This window comes from Streptomyces guryensis, assembly GCF_021261325.1.
GTDB lineage: Bacteria > Actinomycetota > Actinomycetes > Streptomycetales > Streptomycetaceae > Streptomyces > Streptomyces guryensis.
In genome coordinates this window covers 15,220-37,347 of sequence record NZ_JAJSBI010000005.1, presented here as the reverse complement: position 1 = coordinate 37,347, position 22,128 = coordinate 15,220, and the positions used below count along the sequence as shown (strand labels likewise).

Genomic DNA, 22,128 nt, shown 5'->3' with positions numbered 1-22,128 from the left:
CCACGCAGGCAGAGAGGCAGAGAGGCAGAGGAAAATGTCACCGGAATCCGTCGAATCAGTGATGAAGCGCTTCGTCGAGTTCATCAACACAGCCGACGAGGACCTTGCCCGGGAGGTCATCGCCCCCGACGCGGTGTTCCACGCACCCAGTCACGCTGAACCGCTGCGGGGCCCCGAGGGCTACCTGGAGATCATCGCGATGATGCGCAGCGCATTCCCCGACGTCCGGTGGACGCTGGAGGAGAGCATCACCGAAGGCAGCACGGTGGCCGCACGGTTCACCATGCGCGGCACTCACGAAGGCGAGTTCTTCGGCATCCCTGCCACCGGCAACAAGATCGCGGTCCAGGCCATGAACTTCTACTACCTGGCCGATGGACGCATCGTCAAAGAGCGGGGTCAGCCCGATCTCCTCGGGCTCATGCAGCAGATCGGCGCCGTACCGGCGCCGTGAGGCAGACAGGTGCCTCCTCCTCCCGCACGACCGTCCAGGTCCGCGCTGCCGCCCTCCCGCAAGGCACATCATGGAATCCCTCGCACCCGCACCGCGCGCTCAGGCGACGGCCGTCCTGCCCCGGTCCTCCATTCTGGTGGCGGCCCTGTCCACCGTCGTGGAGTGGTACGACTTCACGCTGTACCTGTACATGACCACCGTGCTGTCCCGGGTGATCTTCGGCACCGGCACCACCTCGCTCCTGATCACCCTGGCGGTCTTCGCCGTCGCCTACCTGATACGCCCGCTCGGCGCGATGGCCTTCGGCCACATCGGGGACCGGCTCGGGCGCCGCAAGGTGCTGCTCGGCTCGATGGCGGTGATGACCTCCGCGATGCCGGCCACCGCCCTGCTCCCGACCCGCGACCAGATCGGCTCCGTCGCCGGGGTTCTGCTGTTGCTGCTGCGCTGTGTCATGGGCTTCGCCGTCGGTGGCGAGTACACCGGCGTCACCGCCTGCCTGGTCGAAGACGCCGCACCCCACCGGCGCGGCCTGGTCGCCTCGCCGGCCTCCGCCGCCAGCGAGATCGGTGCGCTGCTTTGACGACCCGAGCCCCGGTCCACACCTGGTCCTCGTCCCGGCCGAACGCCGCCGGGCCCTCATCCAGCATCCGGGCCGGCTTGGCCTGCGACTTCGCACTGAGCTTGCAACGCTGCCCCACCGGGCCCCTACTTGCCGGCGCCGCCGTCCCGCCGCGCTCGAAATCCGCCCTCCACCGGTACACCGACCGCACCGTCACCCGCAGCCGCTCGGCGATCTCCGAAGACGTGACGTTCTCGGCGAACATCGCGGCCGCCCGCATCCGCAAAGCCTCGCGGCGCGCCCGCCCCGCGGCGTCCAGCCCGCCGCCTTGCGCGTATCTCACACCAACGACATAGCGCCGTCAGGGCCGTCCGTCAGCGAACCTCGGCGAGACGACATCAAAGCGCCGTCGTCAGTAACCGACCATGATCGTTCTCATCGATACTGGCTGTTCCGTTGGTTCCCAAGGCCGATTCCGGCCCCCAGGTCGGTCCAGTGGTGGATGGTCAGCAGCGCCATGACGGCGTCGGTGCGGAGTTGTCGCGCGCGGGAAGGTGTTCGGCGACCGCGCACACGGCGGGCACCGACCCGGGCGGGCGCTGCGCGATCATGACCTGGCTGGGATGGCCATGGCAGTCAGCGTGCGAAGCGGCTCGGTTTGCGAGGCAGCTTCGCGGATGTCGGCCCGTGGGGTCAGGTTTCGCCCATCCCGAACGAGTCGTGGACGGGCCGCACCTCTACCGCCACGACGTGGAAGTCCAGGACGCGTTCGGCGATCTCCCGAGCCCGTTCCGGGGTGGCGCAGTCGATCACGTAGTACGCGGTCAGGTGATCGGTGGAGTCCATGAGCGGGCCGTCCGTCGTGGTCGGGGCCGACCCCTCGCCGTGCCACCGGATTGTCTCCGTGTCACGCGGGACGGCCAGTCCGGCTCCGTTGAGCATCTCACCGGTGGCTTCCAGGTCCCGGTGGAGCGCTTCGTGCCTGCGGAAGACCTCCGCGCGTTCGGCGGCGGTCATCGCTTCGGTCGCCGCGGGGTCGGCGTACATCAGGACCAGGTACTTCATGCGAACGCCTCGACGGCGGGGACCACCGACGCCGCCGCCCGGACCAGTGCGGCGGTGGCCGTCGAGCAGGACTGCTGGGGCCAGACGATCGACAGGGTGGCCGGTGGGGCGTCCTGGATCTCGCGGTAGGCGACGCCCGGGCGCGGGTACCGGGCGGTGACGGATGCGGGCAGCAGGGTCACGATCTCGCCCAGTTCGACGAGCGTGAGCAGTTGGGGCAGGTCGGCGATGCCATGGCGTTCGACGATCATGTCCAGGTAGCGGGCCAGGCCGTCGAGGCGGCCGGACTCGACCCCCGGGATGGCCAGGTCGGCGAGGGTGAGGTGGTCGCGGGCCGCCAGCGGGTGGGTGGCCGGGAGAGCGGCCAGCCGGCGTTCGACGGTGACCGTTTCGGTGTCCAGGCCCGTGTGGTCGAAGGGTTCGTAGATCAGGGCGGCGTCGGCCTCGCCCCGGCGCAGCAGACGGGCCTGGTCACCCCAGCCGGACAGACGGATCGTGACGGGCAGGGCGGCGGGCTCGGTCGCGTAGCGGGCCAGGATGGGTTCCAGCAGGCCCCCGTCGCCGTCGGCCTTGATGGCCAGGACCAGTTTCGCCTCCCGGGCAGCCGCGCGCTGGGCCCGTCGCCCGGCGGCCTGCAGGGCGTCGAGGGCGATCCGGGCCTCCCCGAGCAGGACCGCTCCGGCGGGGGTCAGCTCGACGCTGTGAGTGGTGCGCTCGAAGAGGGTGACGCCCAGCTCGGCCTCGAGTTTGCGGATGGCGCGGGAGAGGGGCGGGGCGGAGATGCCCAGCCGTTCGGCGGCGCGGGCGAAGTTGAGTTCTTCGGCCACGGCGACGAAGTAGCGCAGTGATCGGGATTCCACGATCCGGCACCTCCGTTCGGTATGACCCAGAGGGTAACAAGCGGGATCCCTTCGGTCCTTCCGTCTCGCAGGGGCGCAGCGCAGGATCGAGGCATGCGGTTCCCCGGCCCGTCCAGCCGGCCCGTCCAACTGGTCCATCCAGCGGCCGAAGGATGTCAACCGCCTTTCCAGCGAGCCCCCTTGGAGCTTCTTCATGCTTGTCATCACCACTCCCACCGGTCAGATCGGCCGACAGCTCGTCGACGGTCTCCTCGACGGCGAGGAGCCGGTCCGCGTGATCGTCCGCGATCCCGCCCGGCTTCCCGCACATGTGCGGGACCGTGTCGAGGTCGTCCAGGGGTCGCACCGCCACCTCGATGTGGTCATGGATGCCTTCGCGGGCGCGGACGCCGTGTTCTGGGTGGTGCCGCCGGACCCGCGAGCGGAGAACGTCGAAGGCCACTACGTCGACTACACGCGATCAGCCTGCCAGGCCATCGCCGCCCGGGGCGTCGAGCGGGTCGTCGCCGTGTCGACCATGGGCCGCGGAATCGAGAAGAACGCCGGGCAGCTGTCGGCGTCGCTGGCCAAGGACCGGATGATCATGGACACCGGTGTGCACTACCGGGCGCTGCAGCCGCCGGCCTTCATGGAGAACCTGCTGTGGCAGGTGGCCGCGATCAGGGACCAGGGCGCGTTCTACTGGCCGCAGCCCGGCGACCGCGTCGTCGCGTCCGTCGCGACCCGGGACATCGCGGCCAAGGCCACGGAACTCCTGCTCGACCGGTCGTGGAGCGGTCAGGAGGGGGTACCCGTGGTCAGCCCCGACGCCCTCTCCTTCGACGGCATGGCACAGGTCCTCTCCGAGGTGCTGGGGCGTCCCGTCCGGTATCAGCAGCTGCCCGTCGACACCTACCGGGCGACGATGCTGGAGCACGGCGCGAGCGAGGCATGGGCGCAGGGCCTGGTCGACATGGCCCTGGCCCAGATCAAGGACGCCTACGACGAGGACCACCGCGTCGCCTCGCCCGGCCCGACCACGTTCCGCCAGTGGTGCGAGGAGGTACTCAGGCCGGCCGTCCTGGCCTGAGCGCCTCCCCCGCGGTCACTCCGGGCCGTCGAACGGATTCCGGACCGCGGCCGGCGGCCACGCGGGTGCGGTGTACGGCCGCCGGAAGGTACGGCGACCCGAGCCGACCTCGAACGGCTCGTCGTCACCGGGGAGTTCGACCTCGGCTCGGGTGTTCGGCGGGACGAGCGCCTCCACCACGAGCGTGCCGTCCTCGATCCGCCAGCCCGCCTCGGCACGGCCGTACGGCGTGTCGTGTGCGGCCTTCGCGAAGGTGAGGTCCCCGCCTGGAACGGGCGCGATGCGCAGCCGGCGCCAGCCCGGTTCGGCGGCTTCGAGGCCGGCGACCGTGCGGTGCAGCCAGTCGGCGACGGCACCGAGGGCGTAGTGGTTGAAGGAGGTCATCTCGCCCGGGTTGATGCTCCCGTCGGGCAGCATCGAGTCCCAGCGTTCCCACACGGTCGTCGCCCCCATGCTCACGGGGTACAGCCAGGACGGGCAGCCCTTCTCCAGGAGCATCCGGTACGCCAGTTGCGCTTCCCCGCCCGCGCACAGGGCGTCGCAGACCAGTGGTGTACCGGCGAATCCGGTGGCGATGCGGAAACCCGCCTTGCGCACGATGTGGGCCAACCGCTCCGCGGCGCCCCGTCGTTGACGTTCCGTCGGCAGCAGCGCGAAGCACAGAGCGAGCGCGTACGCGGTCTGCGCGTCGCTCGACGTCCGCCCGCCCGGGGTGAGGAACTCCTCGGCGAACGCCACCCGCACCGACCGCGCGAGTTCCTCGTACCGTGCGGCGTGGTCCTTCTCCCCCAGCAGCCGTGCCGTCTCGGCGAGGACGTCGGCCGAGCGGGCGACGTACGCGTTGGCGACGAGATCGCCGTCCGTACGGGCGTCTCCGGGAGCGTCCGGCGGGGCGGCCGGGTCGAGCCAGTCACCCAGTTGGAAGTCCTGCCGCCACAGGCCCCCGCCCTCCTCGGTGAGGCGGGCGGCGGTCTCCACCCAGGCACGCATGCTCGGGTACTGGGTGCGCAGCACCTCCAGGTCGCCGAATCGGCGGTACAGCGTCCACGGCAGCAGCACGGCGACGTCCGCCCACACCGCGTGCGGGGTGCCGCCGAAGCCTGAGGGCAGGACGTCGGGCACGACCAGCAGGGGCGTGCCGTCCGCGCGGGCGAGTTGTTCGGCCGCGAGGTCGCGCAGCCAGCCGCCCAGCATGCCCGAACAGTCGTAGAGGAAGGAGGCGGTGGGGGCGAAGACCTGGATGTCTCCGGTCCAGCCGAGGCGTTCGTCGCGCTGGGGGCAGTCGGTGGGGATGTCGAGGAAGTTGCCGCGCATGCCCCAGACGACGTTCTCGTGCAGGCGGTTCACCAGCTCGTGCGAGGACTCGAACCATCCCGTGCGGGTCATGTCCGTGTGCAGGACGACCGCTTCGACTGCGGCCGGGTCCAACTCGCCGGGCCAGTTCCCGATTTCGGCGTAGCGGAAGCCGTGGAAGGTGAAGCGGGGCTCGTACGTCTCCTCGCCCACGCCGCAGAGGGTGTACGTGTCGGTGGCGGCGGCTAGACGCAGGGGCCGTACGCCGAGTTCGCCGTGCTCCAGTACCTCCGCGTGCCGCAGGGTGACGGTGTGTCCGGCCTGGCCCGACACACGGATGCGCAGGCGCCCGACCAGGTTCTGCCCGAAGTCGAGAACCGTCCTGCCGGAGGGTGTGGTGAGGACGTCGACGGGGGTGAGGGTCTGCGTGCGGCGCACGGGCGGGCCGGTCGGGGCCACCAACTCGGCCTCGGGGAGCGGGAGTTCCGTGACGGGTGACCAGTCCGAGGTGTCGTGGCCCGGTTCGGACCAGCCGGGGCGGGCCAGACGCGCGTCGTACGCCTCGCCGTCGTAGAGCTCGGAGCGCAGGATCGGGCCTGCCGTGGCGCGCCATGACTCGTCGGTGCCGACGGTGGTGACGGTGCCGTCGGGGTGGGTGACCTCCAGCTGGGCGAGGAGCGCGCGGCGGTCGCCGTAGAGATGGCGCCGGCCGCCGTGGAAGCCGAGTCGGCCCGTGTACCAGCCCTCGCCGAGGAGCGCGCCGATCGCGTTGTCGCCCTCGCGCAGCAGGTCGGTGATGTCGAAGGTCTGGTAGCGCAGCCGATGGCGGTACGAGGTCCAGCCGGGGGCGAGGACGTGGTCGCCGACGCGGTGGCCGTTGATCTCGGCCTCGTACACGCCGTACGCGGTGAGGTACAGGCGGGCCGACGTGACCGCCTTGTCGAGGGTGAAGGTGCGGTGCAGCAGCGCCACCGGAAGCGGGACGTCGGCAGTTTCGCGGTCGGGCGTGACGGGCCGGGCGGTCCAGTCGATACGGGCGAGCAGTCCCGTTTCCGCCCAGGTGAGCGGCGACCAGGGGGACGGCTCGCCGTCCTCGCCCCACACCCGGACGCGCACCCCGATCCGGCTGCGGGAGCCGAGCGCCTCGCCCGGCCAGGCCACCAGCACCGAGTCGGCGCTCTCGACGCGCCCGGAGTCGGTGAGGACGGTGCCGTCGGCGCCGGTGATCTCGAGCCGGTACGCCTTCTGTGTCCAGTCCGGTGTGTCCGTCTCGGTGCGCCAGCTCAGGCGGGGGCGGGACTCGCCGATGCCGAGCGGCTCTCGGTGGTGTTCCGGGACGGGTGCGGTGACTCGCATCAGATCGCTTCCTTCGCACGGACGGCGGATGTGGTCCCTGCCGACGCGCCCCGCCCCTGCGGAGCAATGCTGCGGACGACCCACACTCCGATCAGACCGGACACGGCCACACACCCCGTTGTGATCCACAGGACGGCCGAACCGCTGGCCGCCATCAGGGTCGGGGTGACCAGCCCGGCGAGACCGCACAGGGCGCGGCTGAGCCCGTAGGTCAGTCCCTGGGTGGTGGCGCGCAGTTCCTCGGGGAATGCCTCCTGGGACCAGATCTTGTAATTGGCCTCGCCGGCGAACTGGTTGACGACGTTGTAAAGGAGCAGGAAGAACACCATCGCCGCGATCACGGCACCACCGGTCGCCGCTGCCACGGCGAAGGCAAGCACCTGGAGCGCCGCGCAGACGTAGAACAGCCGGTCGCGCCAGGGGGTGTCGGCCAGCCGGACGAAGGCGAGCGAGCAGACCAGTCCGATCGGGAGGCCGGCCAGGCTCATGCCCGTGGCGAGGGTCTGGGAGGCACCGCTGACCGTGGTCAGGAAGTACGTGCCGTACTGGCCCATGGTGTTGGCGGCGAGGTTCCAGGCGAGGTAGAAGCCGCCCGTCGCCAGGAGCGGGACGAGGACGGGCTTCGCGCCGAGGCGGCGTAGCGCCCGTGCGTCGACGCCCTCGCGACCGCCGCCGTGCTCGCCCTCCTCCGGCACGGGAGACAGCCGCATGCGGTTGCGCAGCACCCAGCCGACCAGGGCCACGACGGCGAGGTGGGCGAAGAGGAGCTGAGCGGAGAGGTAGCCGAGCGTGGAAGTGCCGAAGCCGATGACGATCGCGGCCGTGATGCCGACGACCCACATGGTCTGTGTCGCGCCGATCAGTCGGCCGCGTACCGAGCGTGGGGAGTGCTCGGAGACCATGGCGAGCGAGGTCGGCAGGTCGGCTCCGGCCGCGAGCCCGCCGATGATCATGCCGGCGAAGAGGAATGTGGTGGTGGGCGCGAAGACCAGCAGGGCGGCGCCGACGGCGTAGACGACGATGTCGATCCCGTACACGCGCCTCCGGCCGAAGCGGTCGGCGAGGCGGCCGCCGACCAGCGAGCCGGCGGCGATGGAGAAGGTCAGCGCCGCGCTCAGCGCGCCGAGGCCCCACGAGGACAGATGGAAGCGGCTCTGCCACAGGCCCAGTGACAGGCCGGAGGAAACGATGATGCCCGAGTCCAGGTAGGAAGCCATGCCGGAGAGGACGGCGAGGCGCCACTGGGAGCGGGTCACCCGGGGTTTGGCGGGCCTGCTGGAGATGGCGTCGTTGCTCATCGAGGCGGCCTTTCGGAGGGGGAGTTCGGGGACGGAGGGCCGGTTGCGCCATGGGGTTGTGACACGTGTAACCAACCCTGAAAGGAGCCGTGAAACGTTTCACGGCATCGTGATCCCACGACGGCGGCTCGTCAAGGGTTCCGGCAACGAATCCCCGCACTTTCATGAACGCCCCAGGGTGAGCACCCTGACGTCTTGACGGCGTCCCACCAGTGGGACTAGGTTCCCTGAAACGATTCAAACAGTGTTCAGAGGTGGTCATGCCAGACCAGTCCGCCGTGAAGGCAGCACTCGCGGCGCAGAAGATCGAGACACCGTCATGGGCGTACGGCAACTCCGGTACGCGCTTCAAGGTGTTCGCCCAGCAGGGCGTGCCGCGCGACCCGCAGGAGAAGCTGGCGGACGCGGCGCAGGTGCACGCGTTCACCGGCGTGGCGCCGACCGTCGCGCTGCACATTCCCTGGGACAGGGTGGACGACTACAGCGCCCTGGCGAAGTACGCCCAGGACCACGGCGTGAAGCTGGGCGCGATCAACTCCAACACGTTCCAGGACGACGACTACAAGCTGGGCAGCATCTGCCACCCGGACGCGGGGGTACGGCGAAAGGCGCTGGACCATCTGCTGGAGTGCGTCGACATCATGGACGCCACCGGCTCCCGGGACCTGAAACTGTGGTTCGCCGACGGCACCAACTACCCCGGGCAGGACGACCTCCGGGGGCGGCAGGACCGGCTCGCCGAAGGCCTGGCCGAGGTCTACCAGCGGCTCGGGGACGGGCAGCGGATGCTGCTGGAGTACAAGTTCTTCGAGCCGGCGTTCTACGCGACGGATGTTCCCGACTGGGGCACCGCCTACGCCCACTGCCTCAAGCTCGGCGAGAAGGCACAGGTCGTCGTCGACACCGGACACCACGCACCCGGCACCAACATCGAGTTCATCGTCGCCACCCTGCTGCGGGAGAACAAACTCGGCGGCTTCGACTTCAACTCCCGCTTCTACGCCGACGACGACCTCATGGTCGGCGCCGCCGACCCCTTCCAGCTCTTCCGCATCATGTACGAAGTCGTCCGCGGCGGCGGCTACACCTCCGACATCGCCTTCATGCTCGACCAGTGCCACAACATCGAAGCCAAGATCCCCGCCATCATCCGCTCCGTCATGAACGTCCAGGAAGCCACGGCGAAGGCACTCCTCGTGGACCGGGAGGCGCTTGCGGTGGCTCAGCGTGAGGGGGATGTGCTGGAAGCCAATGCCGTGCTGATGGATGCGTACAACACCGACGTACGCCCGCTGCTCGCCGAAGTCCGCGAGGAGATGGGGCTCGACCCCGACCCGATCGCCGCCTACCGCCGCTCCGGTTGGCAGCAGCACATCACCGCCGAGCGTGTCGGCGGCACCCAAGCCGGCTGGGGCGCGTAGGGCTGCGCCGCCTGCCCGCCCCTCGTACACCCGCAACGTTCCGACGACACAAGGAAGAGACCCGCTCATGGCACCCCACCCCGAAGCCGCCGCCCTCCTGGCCCGGTCCCATCGGCTCGGCCGCGACCCCCGCAACACCAACTACGCCGGCGGTAACGCCTCGGCGAAGGGCACCGACACCGACCCCGTGACCGGCGATGACGTCGAGTTGATGTGGGTCAAGGGGTCCGGTGGTGACCTCGGCACGCTCACCGAGGCCGGGCTCGCCGCGTTGCGGCTGGACCGGTTGCGGGCCCTGCAAGGGGTCTATCCGGGTGTCGAGCGCGAGGACGAGATGGTCGCCGCGTTCGACTACTGCCTGCACGGCAAGGGAGGTGCCGCCCCCTCCATCGACACCGCGATGCACGGGCTGGTCGACGCCGCGCATGTCGACCACCTGCACCCCGACTCCGGGATCGCGCTCGCCTGCGCCGCCGACGGGGAGAAGCTGACAGCCGAGTGCTTCGGCGACACGGTGGTGTGGGTGCCGTGGCGGCGGCCCGGATTCCAGTTGGGGCTGGACATCGCGGCGGTCAAGGAGGCCAATCCGCAGGCCATCGGGTGTGTACTGGGGGGCCATGGCATCACTGCCTGGGGTGCCACGTCCGAGGAGTGCGAGCGGAACTCGCTGCACATCATCCGGACCGCCGAGGCGTTCCTGGCCGAGCGGGGGAAGCCGGAGCCCTTCGGGCCGGTGGTCGAGGGCCACGAGGCGCTGCCCGAGGCCGAGCGTCGGGAGCGTGCGGCGGCCTTGGCGCCGTATGTGCGGGCCGTCGCCTCTCAGGACAAGCCGCAGGTCGGGCACTTCAACGACTCCGACGTCGTGCTGGAGTTCCTGGCGCGTGCCGAGCATCCGCGGCTCGCCGCGCTCGGGACATCCTGCCCCGACCACTTCCTGCGGACGAAGGTCCGGCCGCTGGTGCTCGATCTGCCGCCGGCCGCTCCCCTTGAGGAGGCGATCGCGCGGCTGAAGGAGCTGCACGGCGAGTACCGCGAGGAGTACGCCGCCTACTACCAGCGGCACGCTCTGCCCGACTCCCCCGCCATGCGCGGCGCCGACCCGGCGATCGTGCTGGTACCGGGGGTGGGCATGTTCAGCTTCGGCAAGGACAAGCAGACCGCGCGGGTGGCCGGCGAGTTCTACGTCAACGCCATCAACGTGATGCGCGGCGCCGAGGCCGTATCGACGTATGCGCCGATCGAGGAGTCGGAGAAGTTCCGGATCGAGTACTGGGCGCTGGAGGAGGCCAAGCTTCAGCGGATGCCGAAGCCGAAGCCGCTCGCCACGCGGGTCGCGCTCGTCACGGGCGCGGGCAGCGGGATCGGCAAGGCCATCGCGGAGCGGCTGGTCGGGGAGGGGGCCTGTGTCGTCGTCGCCGATCTCAATGCGGACAACGCGGCAGCCGTCGCCGAGGAGCTGGGTGGTCCGGACAAGGCCGTCTCCGTTGCCGTGGACGTGACGGACGAGGAGCAGATCGCCGCGGCCTTCAAGGCGGCCGTTCTCGCCTTCGGCGGGGTCGATCTGGTGGTCAACAACGCCGGGATCTCCATCTCCAAGCCACTGCTGGAGACTTCGGCCAGGGACTGGGATCTGCAGCACGACATCATGGCCCGTGGTTCCTTCCTGGTTTCGAGGGAGGCGGCCCGAGTGATGATCGCGCAGGAGTTGGGCGGCGACATCGTCTACATCGCCTCCAAGAACGCCGTCTTCGCCGGGCCCAACAACATCGCCTACTCGGCGACCAAGGCCGACCAGGCTCATCAAGTACGGCTGCTGGCCGCCGAGTTGGGCGAGCACGGCATCCGGGTCAACGGCGTCAACCCCGACGGTGTCGTACGCGGCTCCGGGATCTTCGCGGGCGGTTGGGGTGCACAGCGGGCCGCCGTGTACGGGGTGCCGGAGGAGAAGCTGGGCGAGTTCTACGCCCAGCGGACCATCCTCAAGCGGGAGGTGCTGCCGGAGCATGTCGCGAACGCCGTGTTCGCACTGACCGGGGGCGAGCTGACCCACACCACGGGGCTGCATGTCCCGGTCGACGCCGGCGTCGCGGCCGCCTTCCTGCGGTGAGCGCGCTCGTGAAGTCGTACGCCGCGGTCGACCTCGGCGCGTCCAGCGGGCGCGTCATGGTCGGCCGCGTCGGCCCCGACAGCCTGGAGCTGACCGAGGCGCACCGCTTCCCCAACCGGCCCGTACGGGTGCCCGAGGGACTGCGGTGGGACATCCTCTCCCTGTACGGGGGTGTCCTGGACGGACTGAAGGCGGCGGGGCAGGTCGATTCCGTCGGCATCGACAGCTGGGCCGTGGACTACGGGCTGCTGGACGCCGACGGGGCGCTGCTGGGCAATCCGGTGCACTACCGGGACGCCCGCACGGAGGGCGTCGCGGAGAAGGTGTGGGCGACCGTGCCCGCCGAGCAGCTGTACGCGGCGACCGGCTTGCAGTACGCGCCCTTCAACACGCTGTACCAGTTGGTGGCGGCGCGGGGGACGGCCCAACTGGGCCATGCCGAGCGGTTGTTGCTCATCCCGGACCTGATGTCCTACTGGCTCACGGGTGAGCAGGGCACCGAGCTCACCAACGCCTCGACGACGCAGCTGATCGATCCCCGCACCCGGGGGTGGTCGCACGAGGTCGCCTCCCGGCTGGGCGTCGACCTGGGCCTGTTCGCGCCGCTGCGGCAGCCCGGGGATCCGGCGGGTGTGCTGCGGCCGGAGGTGCTGGAGGAGACCGGGCTGAGGGGGCCGGTGCCGGTGACGGCGGTCGGCTCGCACGACACGGCGTCCGCGGTGGCCGCCGTACCGGCCGACGGTGAGCGGTTCGCGTACATCTGCACCGGTACCTGGTCACTGGCCGGTCTGGAGCTGGACGCGCCCGTGCTGACCGAGGAGAGCCGGGCCGCGAACTTCACCAACGAGCTGGGGCTGGACGGCTCGGTCCGGTATCTGCGCAACATCATGGGGTTGTGGCTGCTCCAGGAGTGCGTACGGGCCTGGGGCGAGCCGGAGTTGGGCTCGCTGCTGCTGGAGGCCGCCAACGCGCCGGCCCTGCGGTCGGTGGTGGATGCGGGGGATGCGGCGTTCCTGGCGCCGGGGCGGATGCCGGAACGGATCGCCGAGGCGTGCCGCGCCTCGGGGCAGCCGGTGCCCGCATCCCCCGCGGAGATCACGCGCTGCATTCTCGACTCGCTCGCCCTGGCCCACCGCCGGGCGATCGAGGACGCCCAGCGGCTGGCCGGGCATCCGGTGGACGTCGTGCATGTCGTCGGCGGCGGTACCCGCAACGCGCTGCTGTGCCAGCTGACCGCCGACGCGTGCGGACTGCCCGTGGTGGCCGGTCCGACGGAGGCGGCGGCGCTGGGGAACGTGCTGGTCCAGGCCCGGGCGCACGGACTGGTGGGCGACCTCGCGAGCGGACGGCACCTGCTCACGCGCACCCAGCCGCTCACCCGCTACGAGCCGCGGGGCGACACCGCCCGGTGGCGTGAGGCGCAGGCCCGGCTCACCGGAAGGTGAGGGGGGTCTCCCCCACGCGCCGTCCCCCGGCTACGCTTCACTCATCCGATGACCGATCACGAGGAGCTGCGATGCGTGTCGCCCTGTTCCTGACCTGTGTCAACGACACGCTCTATCCGGAGACCGGGCGCGCCGTGGTAAAACTGCTGACCAGGCTGGGTGTCGAGGTCGATTTCCCGATGGCACAGACCTGCTGCGGGCAGGCGCACTACAACACTGGGTATCGACATGAGGCGGAGCCGCTGGCCCGACATTTCTCCGATGTTTTCGGGGAGTACGAGGCGATCGTGACGCCGTCCGGGTCCTGCGGGGCGATGGTGCGGGAGCTTTATCCGCGGATGGGTGAGCGGGCGCGGGCCGAGGGGCGCGGGGACTCGCTCGCGGCGACATTGGCTCCTGTCGTCCCGAAGACGTACGAGCTCACCGAGTTCCTGGTGGACGTGCTCGGGGTGACGGACGTCGGCGCGTACTACCCGCACCAGGTGACCTACCACCCGACCTGTCACGGGCTGCGCGGCCTGGGGCTCGGCGACCGCCCGCGCCGGCTGCTCCAGGCGGTGAAGGGCCTGGAGCTGGTCGAGCTGCCGGGTGCCGAGGAGTGTTGTGGCTTCGGCGGCACTTTCGCCCTGAAGAACGCCGACGTCTCGGCGGCGATGGGCGCGGACAAGGTGCGCAACGCCGAGTCGACCGGCGCGGAGGTGCTGTGCGCGGCCGACAACTCCTGTCTGATGCACATCGGCGGGACGATGACGCGGCTCAGCAGCGGAATGCGGCCGGTGCACATCGCGGAGATCCTGGCGAGCACGGAGGAGGAGCCGGCCGTATGAGCGGGACGTTCGTGGGGATGCCGGCCTTTCCCAAGGCCGCGCACGAGGCGGTCAACAATCCGACGCTGCGCGGCAATCTGCGGCACGCGACGCACACCATCCGCGCCAAGCGGGCGACGGCCGTGGCGGAGCTGACCGACTGGGCGGCGCTGCGGGAGGCGGGCAAGCGGATCAAGGACCATACGCTGCGCCATCTGGACCGGTACCTGGAGCAGCTGGAGGCGTCGGTCACGGCCGCCGGCGGCATCGTGCACTGGGCCTCCGACGCCGACGAGGCCAACCGGATCGTGGCCGGCCTGGTGAAGGCGACCGGCGAGTCGGAGGTCGTCAAGGTCAAGTCGATGGCCACGCAGGAGATCGGCCTCAACGAAGCGCTCGAAGCCGAGGGCATCCGTGCCTACGAGACGGATCTCGCCGAACTGATCGTGCAGTTGGGCAAGGACCGGCCCTCGCACATCCTGGTCCCGGCGATCCACCGCAACCGCGGCGAGATCCGGGACATCTTCGAGCATGAGATGAGTGAGTGGGGCCGCCCGGCCCCCGACGGCCTGACCGACACGCCCGCCGAGCTCGCCGAGGCGGCCCGGCTGCACCTGCGGGAGAAGTTCCTGCGCGCCAAGGTCGGGATCTCCGGCGCCAACTTCATGGTCGCCGAGACCGGCACCCTGGTGGTCGTCGAGTCCGAGGGCAACGGGCGGATGTGTCTGACCCTGCCCGAGACGCTGATCTCGGTCGTCGGCATCGAGAAGATCGTGCCGGCCTGGCGGGACCTGGAGGTGTTCCTGCAGACCCTGCCCCGCTCCTCCACCGCCGAGCGCATGAACCCCTACACCTCGACGTGGACCGGCACCACGGACGGCGACGGACCGCGCACCTTCCACCTGGTGCTGCTCGACAACGGCCGCACCGACACCCTCGCCGACGAGGTCGGCCGCCAGGCGCTGCGCTGTATCCGCTGCTCGGCCTGTCTGAACGTCTGCCCGGTGTACGAGCGGGCCGGCGGGCACGCCTACGGTTCGGTCTACCCGGGCCCGATCGGCGCGATCCTCAGCCCTCAACTGCGGGGCACCGCAAGCGAGATCGACGCCTCGCTGCCGTACGCGTCGTCGCTGTGCGGCGCCTGCTACGAGGTGTGCCCGGTCGCCATCGACATCCCGGAGGTCCTGGTTCATCTGCGGGAGCGTGTCGTGGAGGGCGGGCCGGTGACCCGCGAGGGCAACAAGGTGGTGCTGCAGCCCGCGAAGGGACATGCGGCCGAGCGGGCGGCGATGCGCGCGGCCCGCTGGGCGTTCACCCGTCCGGGGGCCCTGCGCACGGGTCAGCGGCTGGCTTCCCGCACGCGCCGCCTTCATCCGCGCACACTGCCCGGGCCGGGCAAGGCGTGGAGCGGCAGCCGGGATCTTCCGCCGGTGCCGGCGGAACCGTTCCGCGACTGGTGGCAGCGCACGCAGGGTGGCAAGGGAGGCGCGAAGTGAGCAGCAGGGAACGGATCCTGGGCCGGGTACGGCGCGCGCTCGCGGACGTACCGCAGGACGACACGCCGTACGAGCAGGCTGTTTCGCGCGACTATGTGCGTGAGCACGGGGAGCGGAGTGTCGCGCAGACGGTGGATCTGCTGGCCGAGAACCTGGCGGACTACCGGGCGATCGTGCATCGCTGCACGGCGGCCGAACTGGCGGCGGTGATCGGCCGGTTGCTCGCCGAGCGGGGCTCGAAGACGGTGCTGGTGCCGGCCGGACCGAACGAGGAGTGGCTCGGGGGGACGGACGCCGAGCGGGTTCCGGATCGTGCCGAGAGCACCCCGCATGAGCTGGACCAGGTCGAGAGCGTGGTCACCGGGTGTGCGGTGGCCGTGGCCGAGACGGGCACCATCGTCCTCGACGGGGGCCCCGACCAGGGCCGCCGTCGCATCACCCTCGTCCCCGACCACCACATCTGTGTCGTACGGGTCCCCGAGCAGGTCGTGTCGTCCGTGCCCCAGGCTCTCGAACGCCTCGACCCGGTCCGCCCGTTGACGTGGATCTCCGGCCCGTCGGCGACCAGCGACATCGAGCTGGACCGGGTCGAAGGGGTGCACGGGCCGCGCACCCTGGAGGTGGTGCTGGTGAGCGGGTGAGTCAGCGGCCCGTCCCTGCCGGAAGCCCGGCCGGCCGCTCACCCACCGCCGGGGCCCGCTGACGGTCGGAGCACCGGCCGCGCCGTCGGCGTGAGGGCATGATCCGGTTCGAGCAGGTCACCAAGGGGTATCCGGGGCGGTACGACGGCGGTGGACGACCTGGGCTTCGAGGGGTCCGCAGGGCGAGCTCGTCACGCCGGCGGGCCCCTCCCGCTGCGGCAGGACGACGACCATGATGATGGTCAACCAGCTGATCGAGCCGGCCTCGGGGCGGATCCTCGTGAACGGCGAGGACATCGCCGGAGTCGAGCCGGTGCGGCAGAAGGCGCTGAGTCTGCTGCCGGCTTGGTCGTCGAGTTGCGGCCCAGGATTCCGAGGACCCACCGCTCGTCGCACCAGGACACGAGGCCGGTGGCGCACCAGAGGCCTCGTTCTCTCCTGACCGACGGTCTGCCTGCACGCCAACTGCGAGGTCCCGGTCAGCAGTACTCGATCGGGCAGCCGCGGCGCAGCGAGTGCTGGGCGGCCCGCAGATACACCGCCACGTAGAAGGCGGTGTCCAGGTCGTCGCTCCAGGGTCCCGGCCGGGTGGCGGCCAGGTCCTTCGCCGGGCCGTCCAGGAACCACATGGTCAGGTCCAGGTTGTCGTTGGTCGCCGGTATCTCGTCCACCGGAAGTTCGACTGCCGTCGCCAGCCGCTCCGCGAGGCGGAGCACCTGGGGAGCACCGGCGACCATCGTCTCGTCCGTGTAGGCGGAGTCGACGGGCAGCCAGATCTCCTCGTCGAGGGAGAGGGGCACCAGCAGCGTCCAGCCGCAGAGCACCTCCTCTTCCGCCCGTGACAGGTGTGCCCGGCACAGGGCGCTGAACCCGTCCATGGGAGGCACCAGCTTCTCCTCGAACGACATCCCCGAGCCGCGCACGAAGTCCGCCCCCTCGGGCACCGAGGTGTACGGCGGCAGCCCGCGCCGTCCCAACTCCGCGTCGAGCGCGGCGGCGACGGCGCCTCGGCCGCCCTCATCCTCGTCGTCGTCGAACCATTCCTGCGCATCGACACTGACCAGATAGATCCCCATGACCGAAACGTACAAGGCGCCACTGACAACGGACTTCCCTCTCCCTGACCGCGGGGCTCCGGGTCCAGGAGGAGCACGGCCGGCAGCAGCGGGGCCACAGCGGCATGGCCGGCATCCGGGGTGTGCTGATGCTCCACGCCGCCCGAGCCGGCCATTGCGCGGAACGGCGAGGCAGTCGTCCGGGGGCGCGGTCACCGGTCCATTGCGCCGGCCGGGCGCAGGGTCGGCGCGTCGTGGTGACCCGGACGGGGCCGGGTTCTGCGCCCCGCCTGGATGGTTTCGCGTGACAGGACGGGTGAACAAGCGCTTAGATAGTGGATCCGATCCGTGTCGAGCGGTCCGATCCGTGCCGAGCTGGAGGCCCCGTTGCTGTTCACATCCGTCGACGACGTCTCCGCGCGTCTGGCCGCCACCGGCTATCTCGCCTCGCCCGCGGTCGCCACCACCGTCTTCCTCGCCGACCGCCTGGGCAAGCCGCTGCTGGTGGAGGGCCCCGCGGGGGTCGGCAAGACGGAGCTCGCCAAGGCCGTCGCCGAGGTGGCGGACGCGCGGCTGGTCCGGCTGCAGTGCTACGAGGGCGTCGACGAGTCCCGGGCACTGTACGAGTGGAACCACGCCAAGCAGCTGCTGCGCATCAGCGCGGGCCGCGACGAGACCTGGGACGAGACGCGCACGGACATCTTCAGCGAGGAGTTCCTGCTCACGCGGCCCCTGCTCACCGCCATCCGCGGTGACGACCCCAAGGTGCTGCTGATCGACGAGACCGACAAGGCGGACGTCGAGGTGGAGGGCCTGCTCCTGGAAGTACTGAGCGACTTCCAGGTCACGGTTCCCGAGCTGGGCACGATCACCGCGACCCGCCGCCCCTTCGTCGTCCTCACCTCGAACGCGAGCCGCGAGCTGTCCGAGGCGCTGCGCCGCCGCTGTCTGTTCCTCCACATCGGCTTCCCCGAGGAGGAACTGGAGCGTCGGATCGTACGGCTGAAGGTGCCCGGCCTGGACGAGGCGCTGGCCGGCTCGGTGGTGCGGGTGGTCGGCGCGATGCGCGCGATGGACCTGCGCAAGGTGCCCTCGGTCGCCGAGACGATCGACTGGGCGCGCACGCTCCTCGCGCTCGGCGCCGACACCCTCGGCGAGACGGTCGTACGCGACACTCTGGGCGTTCTCCTCAAGCACCAGGACGACGTCCTCAAGGCGGCCGCCAAGCTCGACGTGGACGCCGTGTGACCGCCCCCGGAGTGGCGGAGCGCCTCACCTCTCTCGTCGGGGCGCTGCGGGCGCACGGCATGCGGATCGGTACCGGCGAGACCGTGGACGCGGCACAGGCGGTGGCTGCACTGGGCCTCGCGGACCGAGAGCTGCTGCGGGAGGGGCTGGCCGCGACACTGCTGCACGGCACGGTGCAGCGTCAGGTGTTCGACCCGGTCTTCGACCTGTACTTCCCGCGGGGCGTCGGCGGGCCGGAGACGGAGCCCGCCGACCGGGAGGATCTGCGGGAACGGCTCTCCGCCGCGCTCGCCGCGGGCGACGTCGTCATGATGGGGCAGCTGGCGGCGGAGGCGGTCGACGGCTTCGGCGGATACGGTACGTCGCCGGGGTCGGAGGGCTGGTCGTCGCACCAGACGCTCGACCGGCTCCGCCCGCAGACCCTGCTCGCCCGCGTCCGCGAGAACGTCCGGGCGCGGAACGGCAGTTCCGGGTTCGCCGACCGGCTGCTCGACGACGAGATCCGGCGGCGGATCGAGACGTTCCGCAGGCAGGTGGCCGTGGAGGCGCGGCGCCGGATCGCCGAGCAGCGCGACCGGGACGAGCTCGCGCGGCGCGCGGTGGCCACGACGCCCGACCGGGTCGACTTCCTCTACGCCGGGAAACTCCAGCTCGCCGAGTTGCGCAGAACCGTTCAGCCGCTCGCCCGTAAGCTCGCCACCCGGCTCGCGGCCCGTCGGCGCCGTGCCTCCCGCGGCAGCATCGATCTGCGGCGCACCCTGCGCGGTTCCCTGTCCACGGGCGGGGTGCCGATGAAGCCGGTGCTGCGCAGGCGCCGGCCCATGCGGCCCGAACTGGTGCTGCTGTGCGATGTGTCGGGGTCGGTGTCCGGGTTCTCGGACTTCACGATGCTGCTGGTCCAGGCGCTGCACGACCAGTTCAGCAAGGTGCGGGTGTTCGCCTTCGTCAACCGGCTCGACGAGGTGACCCGGCTCCTCGACCACGGAGCGGCCGACCCGGAGGGGCTGGGCGCCCGTATCCGGGCGGAGGCGACGCTCACGGGCTGGCACGGCAGCAGCGACTACGGCGTCGCACTGGGCGAGTTCGCGGAGCGGTACGGCGACGCGGTGGGTCCGCGTACCACGGTGTTCGTCCTCGGCGACGCCCGTACGAACATGAGCGACCCGAACCTGACGTCGGTACGGCAGGTGGCCGAACGGGCCCGCCGCGTCTACTGGTTGAACCCCGAGCCGCACGCCCAGTGGGGCACGGGCGACTCCGCCGCACCCGAGTACGCCGAGTTGGTGGAGATGCACGAGTGCCGCAACGCCCGGCAGCTCGGCGCGCTCGTCGCGCGCCTGCTGCCGGTGTGACCGCTAGCCCTTCGACTTCGCGTAGTCCGTCGCCATCTGGCCCGCGAAGTCGTACACCACGCACGGCTCGTCGCTGACCACCCAGGCGTCGTGCCCGGGTGACACCACGAACACGTCGCCCGGTCCGACCTCCTGCTCGGCGCCGTCGTCCATGCGCAGGCGCATGCGTCCGGAGACGCAGTATCCGTTGTGGTGGACCTGGCAGCTGTCCGTTCCGGCGATCGGCGCGACGGACTCGGACCACTTCCAGCCCGGTTCGAAGGTCCCCACCGCGAAGTCGAGCCCGGTCATATGCACGGCTTCCAGGTGTCCGCGCGGGAAATCGCGCCGCTCGTCGGGCTTCTCGACGGCCTTGATCTCAAGCATGACGGCTCCCTTCCTTGCGAGCTCCGCCCACCACACCATCGTCCGCCGGTCCAGCTGGGACCGCCATCCGGGATGCGGAGAAAACGTCGATGAGCGGACAACCCGGTCGAACGAGCGGAGAATGGTGCGAGGCCGCTTTCGCCGTACCACCCAGAAAGGTGGCGATCACCGTGGCTGAACACCCCCACGCACAACTCGTCCGCACGGGCTATGAGGCCTTCTCACGCGGCGACATGGACACCCTGCGCTCGATGATGACGGGCGACGCCACGCACCATGTGCCCGGAAGCCACATGCTGTCCGGCGACTGCAAGGGAATCGACGCGGTCCTGGACTACTACCGCCGGCTCTACGAGGAGACGGGCGGCACGTTCAAGGTCGAACTGCGCAACGTCCTCGTGGACGGCCGCGGCCACGCGGTTTCCATGCACCACTTCACCGCCCAGCGCGGCGACAAGCGGATCGACGAGGACGGAGCCATCGTCTTCCGGATCGTCGGGGACAAGATCACCGACCTCGACGAGTGCGTAGCGGACATCGACAAGGGCAACGAGTTCTGGTCATGACTCCGTCGCCCGGCCGCACAGCCGGGCGAAGCGGTCCGCGTCCACGTTTCCGCCGGAGACGATGACGCCGATCCGGCGCGGAAGCGAACCGGCACGCCCGGCGAGCAGGGCAGCGATCGGGGTGGCTCCGCTCGGCTCGACGACGATCTTCAGGCGCTCGAACGCGAACCGCATGGCGTCCCGGATCTCGTCGTCGGACACCAGGCAGATCCCGTCGACGAGCCGCCGGTTCACCGAGAAGGTCAGCTCGCCGGGCGTGTGCAGGGCCTGCCCGTCGGCGATCGTGCGCGGCACCTCGATGCTGACGCGCCGGCCCGCCTCCAGGGACCGCTTGGTGTCGTCCCCGGCCTCCGGTTCGACGCCGAGCACCCGGATGCCGGGGTGCAGCGCCTTGGCGGCCGTGGCGGACCCGGCGATCAGCCCACCGCCGCCGACGGGCACGATCAGTGCGTCCAACTCCCCTGCCTCCTCCAGGAGTTCGAGGGCTGCCGTGCCCTGCCCGGCCATGACGTGCGGGTGCTCGTAGGGCGGGATGAGGGCGAGGCCCCGCTCGGCGGCCAGGGCCTCGCCGACGGCGACGCGGTCCTCCGTGTAGCGGTCGTACGTCACGATCTCGGCGCCGTAACCGAGGGTCGCGTCCACCTTCGAGCGGGGGGCGTCCTCGGGCATGACGATGACGGCGGTGGTGCCCAGTTCGCGGGCGGCGAGGGCGACGGCCTGGGCGTGGTTGCCGGAGGAGTAGGCGGCGATGCCGCGGGCCAGCTGTCCCGGGGCGAGCCGGGAGGCCGCGTTGTAGGCGCCGCGGAACTTGAAGGCGCCGACGCGCTGGAAGTTCTCGCACTTGAGGAGGACCTCGGCGCCGACGAGTTCGTCGAGCGTCCGGGAGCGGAGTACGGGGGTGCGGTGGGCGACGCCCTTGAGCCGGTCGGCCGCTTCGCGGACGGCGTCGAGGGTGACCGGCGGGGTGGTGGTCGTCACGCGTGTCCTCCAGCGGGGGTCGGGTCGGTGGCGGCTCGGGCCTGGGAGAGGTAGCTGTAGGCGGTGGCGCGGGAGATGCCGAGCCGGGCGGCGACCTGCTCGATCGCGCGGCGTACGGCGAACACGCCCTGTTCGTCGAGCCCGCGGAACAGATCGAGGCGCTCGGCCCGGCCGAGTCCGGCCCAGCTCTCGTTCCGCCCGAGCCGATGGGCGTCCAGGATGGCGTCCACGACGGAGTCGATGTCGTTGCCGAAGGCCGTGACCGGCGGCTCGGCGGCGCCGGAGACGAGGCCGGCCAGCGCTCCGAGCAGGGCATGGGCCTCGTTCACGGCGGTGATGTCCACGTTGACGCACAGTGCGCCGAACACCGCTCCCGTGGAGTCGCGCAGCACCATCGTGGACGACTTGACCAGCTTTCCGGTCCCGGTGCGGGTGACGTAGTTCAGGTCGTCGGCCGCCTCGTCGCCCTGAGCGAGCACCCTCATGCCGATCTCGCTCATCGCCCCGCCCACGCCCCGCCCGGTCACCTCGCCGGCGACGGCGACGACCGACTTCTCCGGCCGCCGGTAGTCGTGCAGCACCACCTCGCACACCGGGCCGAACGTCGCCGCGATCCCGTCGACGACAGGGCCGAGCGCCGCGAGGATCGCGTCCCGCTCGGCGTCGTGGACTTGCTCCTCAGGCATACGC

The 22,128-nt window shown here is 70.8% G+C and carries 20 protein-coding genes and 2 pseudogenes; 13 read left to right on the top strand and 9 right to left on the bottom strand.

What is annotated here, in order from left to right; translation table 11 throughout:
• The first annotated feature begins 61 nt into the window (after positions 1–61).
• Positions 62–454, top strand: coding sequence for an ester cyclase (locus tag LJ657_RS12025; RefSeq protein ID WP_232648458.1), 393 nt, complete (start codon positions 62–64; stop codon positions 452–454).
• Positions 375–1,037 (top strand): MFS transporter, encoded by a 663-nt coding sequence (locus LJ657_RS12020; protein ID WP_443735553.1) that lies wholly within the window; start codon positions 375–377, stop codon positions 1,035–1,037. The genes LJ657_RS12025 and LJ657_RS12020 overlap by 80 nt, the downstream gene beginning before the upstream one ends.
• On the opposite strand, the pseudogene LJ657_RS48925 reads toward LJ657_RS12020, so the two are convergent.
• The 3 genes and pseudogenes from LJ657_RS48925 to LJ657_RS12010 all read right to left on the bottom strand — a co-directional run.
• Positions 1,021–1,359 (bottom strand): annotated as a pseudogene (locus LJ657_RS48925) (helix-turn-helix domain-containing protein); the annotation flags it as partial. The gene LJ657_RS12020 and the pseudogene LJ657_RS48925 overlap by 17 nt on opposite strands.
• A gap of 350 nt (positions 1,360–1,709) precedes the next feature.
• A complete protein-coding gene (locus LJ657_RS12015) occupies positions 1,710–2,081 on the bottom strand; it encodes a YciI family protein (protein ID WP_232648456.1) in 372 nt (123 codons plus the stop codon).
• A complete protein-coding gene (locus LJ657_RS12010) occupies positions 2,078–2,941 on the bottom strand; it encodes a LysR family transcriptional regulator (protein WP_232648455.1) in 864 nt (287 codons plus the stop codon). The genes LJ657_RS12015 and LJ657_RS12010 overlap by 4 nt, the downstream gene beginning before the upstream one ends.
• Before the next feature lie 193 nt (positions 2,942–3,134).
• Between LJ657_RS12010 and LJ657_RS12005 the strand changes: the two genes are divergently transcribed.
• Positions 3,135–4,010, top strand: coding sequence for an NAD(P)H-binding protein (locus tag LJ657_RS12005; RefSeq protein ID WP_232648454.1), 876 nt, complete (start codon positions 3,135–3,137; stop codon positions 4,008–4,010).
• A gap of 15 nt (positions 4,011–4,025) precedes the next feature.
• Here the strand turns inward: LJ657_RS12005 and LJ657_RS12000 are convergent, their stop codons facing one another.
• The gene (locus LJ657_RS12000) at positions 4,026–6,659 is read right to left on the bottom strand and encodes a family 78 glycoside hydrolase catalytic domain (RefSeq protein WP_232648453.1); all 2,634 of its coding nucleotides are present in this window, start codon (positions 6,657–6,659) and stop codon (positions 4,026–4,028) included.
• Positions 6,659–7,957 carry an MFS transporter gene (locus LJ657_RS11995; RefSeq protein ID WP_232648452.1) on the bottom strand — a complete coding sequence of 433 codons (1,299 nt, stop codon included), beginning with the start codon at positions 7,955–7,957 and terminating at the stop codon, positions 6,659–6,661. The genes LJ657_RS12000 and LJ657_RS11995 overlap by 1 nt, the downstream gene beginning before the upstream one ends.
• A gap of 260 nt (positions 7,958–8,217) precedes the next feature.
• On the opposite strand from LJ657_RS11995, the gene rhaI reads away from it, so the two are divergent.
• From rhaI to LJ657_RS11960, 7 genes and pseudogenes are all read left to right on the top strand, one after another.
• The gene (rhaI, locus tag LJ657_RS11990; protein WP_232648451.1) at positions 8,218–9,378 is read left to right on the top strand and encodes an L-rhamnose isomerase; all 1,161 of its coding nucleotides are present in this window, start codon (positions 8,218–8,220) and stop codon (positions 9,376–9,378) included.
• 67 nt (positions 9,379–9,445) lie between these two features.
• Positions 9,446–11,485, top strand: a complete 2,040-nt coding sequence (locus tag LJ657_RS11985) for a bifunctional aldolase/short-chain dehydrogenase (RefSeq protein WP_232648450.1) — start codon at positions 9,446–9,448, stop codon at positions 11,483–11,485.
• Positions 11,482–12,930: a rhamnulokinase gene (locus LJ657_RS11980; protein ID WP_232648449.1), complete on the top strand. Its 1,449-nt coding sequence runs from the start codon at positions 11,482–11,484 to the stop codon at positions 12,928–12,930. Before LJ657_RS11985 ends, LJ657_RS11980 begins: the two co-directional genes overlap by 4 nt.
• Positions 12,931–13,001: 71 nt before the next feature.
• Positions 13,002–13,757, top strand: a complete 756-nt coding sequence (locus LJ657_RS11975; protein WP_232648448.1) for a (Fe-S)-binding protein — start codon at positions 13,002–13,004, stop codon at positions 13,755–13,757.
• Positions 13,754–15,232 carry a lactate utilization protein B gene (locus LJ657_RS11970; protein WP_232648447.1) on the top strand — a complete coding sequence of 493 codons (1,479 nt, stop codon included), beginning with the start codon at positions 13,754–13,756 and terminating at the stop codon, positions 15,230–15,232. The genes LJ657_RS11975 and LJ657_RS11970 overlap by 4 nt, the downstream gene beginning before the upstream one ends.
• Positions 15,229–15,873, top strand: coding sequence for a LutC/YkgG family protein (locus LJ657_RS11965; protein ID WP_232648446.1), 645 nt, complete (start codon positions 15,229–15,231; stop codon positions 15,871–15,873). The genes LJ657_RS11970 and LJ657_RS11965 overlap by 4 nt, the downstream gene beginning before the upstream one ends.
• Positions 15,874–15,971: 98 nt before the next feature.
• A pseudogene (locus tag LJ657_RS11960) lies at positions 15,972–16,192 on the top strand (ATP-binding cassette domain-containing protein); the annotation flags it as partial.
• Positions 16,193–16,352: 160 nt separating this feature from the next.
• On the opposite strand, the gene LJ657_RS11955 reads toward LJ657_RS11960, so the two are convergent.
• On the bottom strand, positions 16,353–16,949 hold the full coding sequence (locus LJ657_RS11955) for a hypothetical protein (protein WP_232648445.1): 597 nt from the start codon (positions 16,947–16,949) through the stop codon (positions 16,353–16,355).
• Between the two features lie 369 nt (positions 16,950–17,318).
• On the opposite strand from LJ657_RS11955, the gene LJ657_RS11950 reads away from it, so the two are divergent.
• A complete protein-coding gene (locus LJ657_RS11950; protein ID WP_232648866.1) occupies positions 17,319–18,176 on the top strand; it encodes an AAA family ATPase in 858 nt (285 codons plus the stop codon).
• Positions 18,173–19,528: a vWA domain-containing protein gene (locus LJ657_RS11945; protein ID WP_505016516.1), complete on the top strand. Its 1,356-nt coding sequence runs from the start codon at positions 18,173–18,175 to the stop codon at positions 19,526–19,528. Before LJ657_RS11950 ends, LJ657_RS11945 begins: the two co-directional genes overlap by 4 nt.
• Positions 19,529–19,531: 3 nt before the next feature.
• On the opposite strand, the gene LJ657_RS11940 is transcribed toward LJ657_RS11945, so the two are convergent.
• Positions 19,532–19,894: a cupin domain-containing protein gene (locus LJ657_RS11940; RefSeq protein ID WP_232648444.1), complete on the bottom strand. Its 363-nt coding sequence runs from the start codon at positions 19,892–19,894 to the stop codon at positions 19,532–19,534.
• A gap of 170 nt (positions 19,895–20,064) precedes the next feature.
• Here LJ657_RS11940 and LJ657_RS11935 point away from each other — a divergent pair, with 170 nt between their 5' ends.
• Entirely contained in the window at positions 20,065–20,460 is a 396-nt protein-coding gene (locus LJ657_RS11935) for a nuclear transport factor 2 family protein (RefSeq protein WP_232648443.1), read from the top strand.
• Here the strand turns inward: LJ657_RS11935 and LJ657_RS11930 are convergent.
• Together LJ657_RS11930 and LJ657_RS11925 are read right to left on the bottom strand one after the other, a co-directional pair.
• Positions 20,455–21,438 carry a threo-3-hydroxy-L-aspartate ammonia-lyase gene (locus LJ657_RS11930; RefSeq protein ID WP_232648442.1) on the bottom strand — a complete coding sequence of 328 codons (984 nt, stop codon included), beginning with the start codon at positions 21,436–21,438 and terminating at the stop codon, positions 20,455–20,457. The genes LJ657_RS11935 and LJ657_RS11930 overlap by 6 nt on opposite strands.
• A complete protein-coding gene (locus LJ657_RS11925) occupies positions 21,435–22,124 on the bottom strand; it encodes a helix-turn-helix transcriptional regulator (RefSeq protein ID WP_232648441.1) in 690 nt (229 codons plus the stop codon). The genes LJ657_RS11930 and LJ657_RS11925 overlap by 4 nt, the downstream gene beginning before the upstream one ends.
• Positions 22,125–22,128 lie beyond the last annotated feature (4 nt).

What these genes read in the sequence shown, in the direction of transcription:
- rhaI (WP_232648451.1), top strand. Translation starts at nt 8,218, where the DNA reads ATGCCAGACCAGTCCGCCGTGAAGGCAGCACTCGCGGCGCAGAAGATC.
- LJ657_RS11995 (WP_232648452.1), bottom strand. Translation starts at nt 7,957, where the DNA reads ATGAGCAACGACGCCATCTCCAGCAGGCCCGCCAAACCCCGGGTGACC.
- LJ657_RS12005 (WP_232648454.1), top strand. Translation starts at nt 3,135, where the DNA reads ATGCTTGTCATCACCACTCCCACCGGTCAGATCGGCCGACAGCTCGTC.
- LJ657_RS11940 (WP_232648444.1), bottom strand. Translation starts at nt 19,894, where the DNA reads ATGCTTGAGATCAAGGCCGTCGAGAAGCCCGACGAGCGGCGCGATTTC.
- LJ657_RS11925 (WP_232648441.1), bottom strand. Translation starts at nt 22,124, where the DNA reads ATGCCTGAGGAGCAAGTCCACGACGCCGAGCGGGACGCGATCCTCGCG.
- LJ657_RS12015 (WP_232648456.1), bottom strand. Translation starts at nt 2,081, where the DNA reads ATGAAGTACCTGGTCCTGATGTACGCCGACCCCGCGGCGACCGAAGCG.
- LJ657_RS12000 (WP_232648453.1), bottom strand. Translation starts at nt 6,659, where the DNA reads ATGCGAGTCACCGCACCCGTCCCGGAACACCACCGAGAGCCGCTCGGC.
- LJ657_RS12025 (WP_232648458.1), top strand. Translation starts at nt 62, where the DNA reads ATGAAGCGCTTCGTCGAGTTCATCAACACAGCCGACGAGGACCTTGCC.
- LJ657_RS12020 (WP_443735553.1), top strand. Translation starts at nt 375, where the DNA reads ATGGACGCATCGTCAAAGAGCGGGGTCAGCCCGATCTCCTCGGGCTCA.
- LJ657_RS11985 (WP_232648450.1), top strand. Translation starts at nt 9,446, where the DNA reads ATGGCACCCCACCCCGAAGCCGCCGCCCTCCTGGCCCGGTCCCATCGG.
- LJ657_RS11970 (WP_232648447.1), top strand. Translation starts at nt 13,754, where the DNA reads ATGAGCGGGACGTTCGTGGGGATGCCGGCCTTTCCCAAGGCCGCGCAC.
- LJ657_RS11975 (WP_232648448.1), top strand. Translation starts at nt 13,002, where the DNA reads ATGCGTGTCGCCCTGTTCCTGACCTGTGTCAACGACACGCTCTATCCG.
- LJ657_RS11955 (WP_232648445.1), bottom strand. Translation starts at nt 16,949, where the DNA reads ATGGGGATCTATCTGGTCAGTGTCGATGCGCAGGAATGGTTCGACGAC.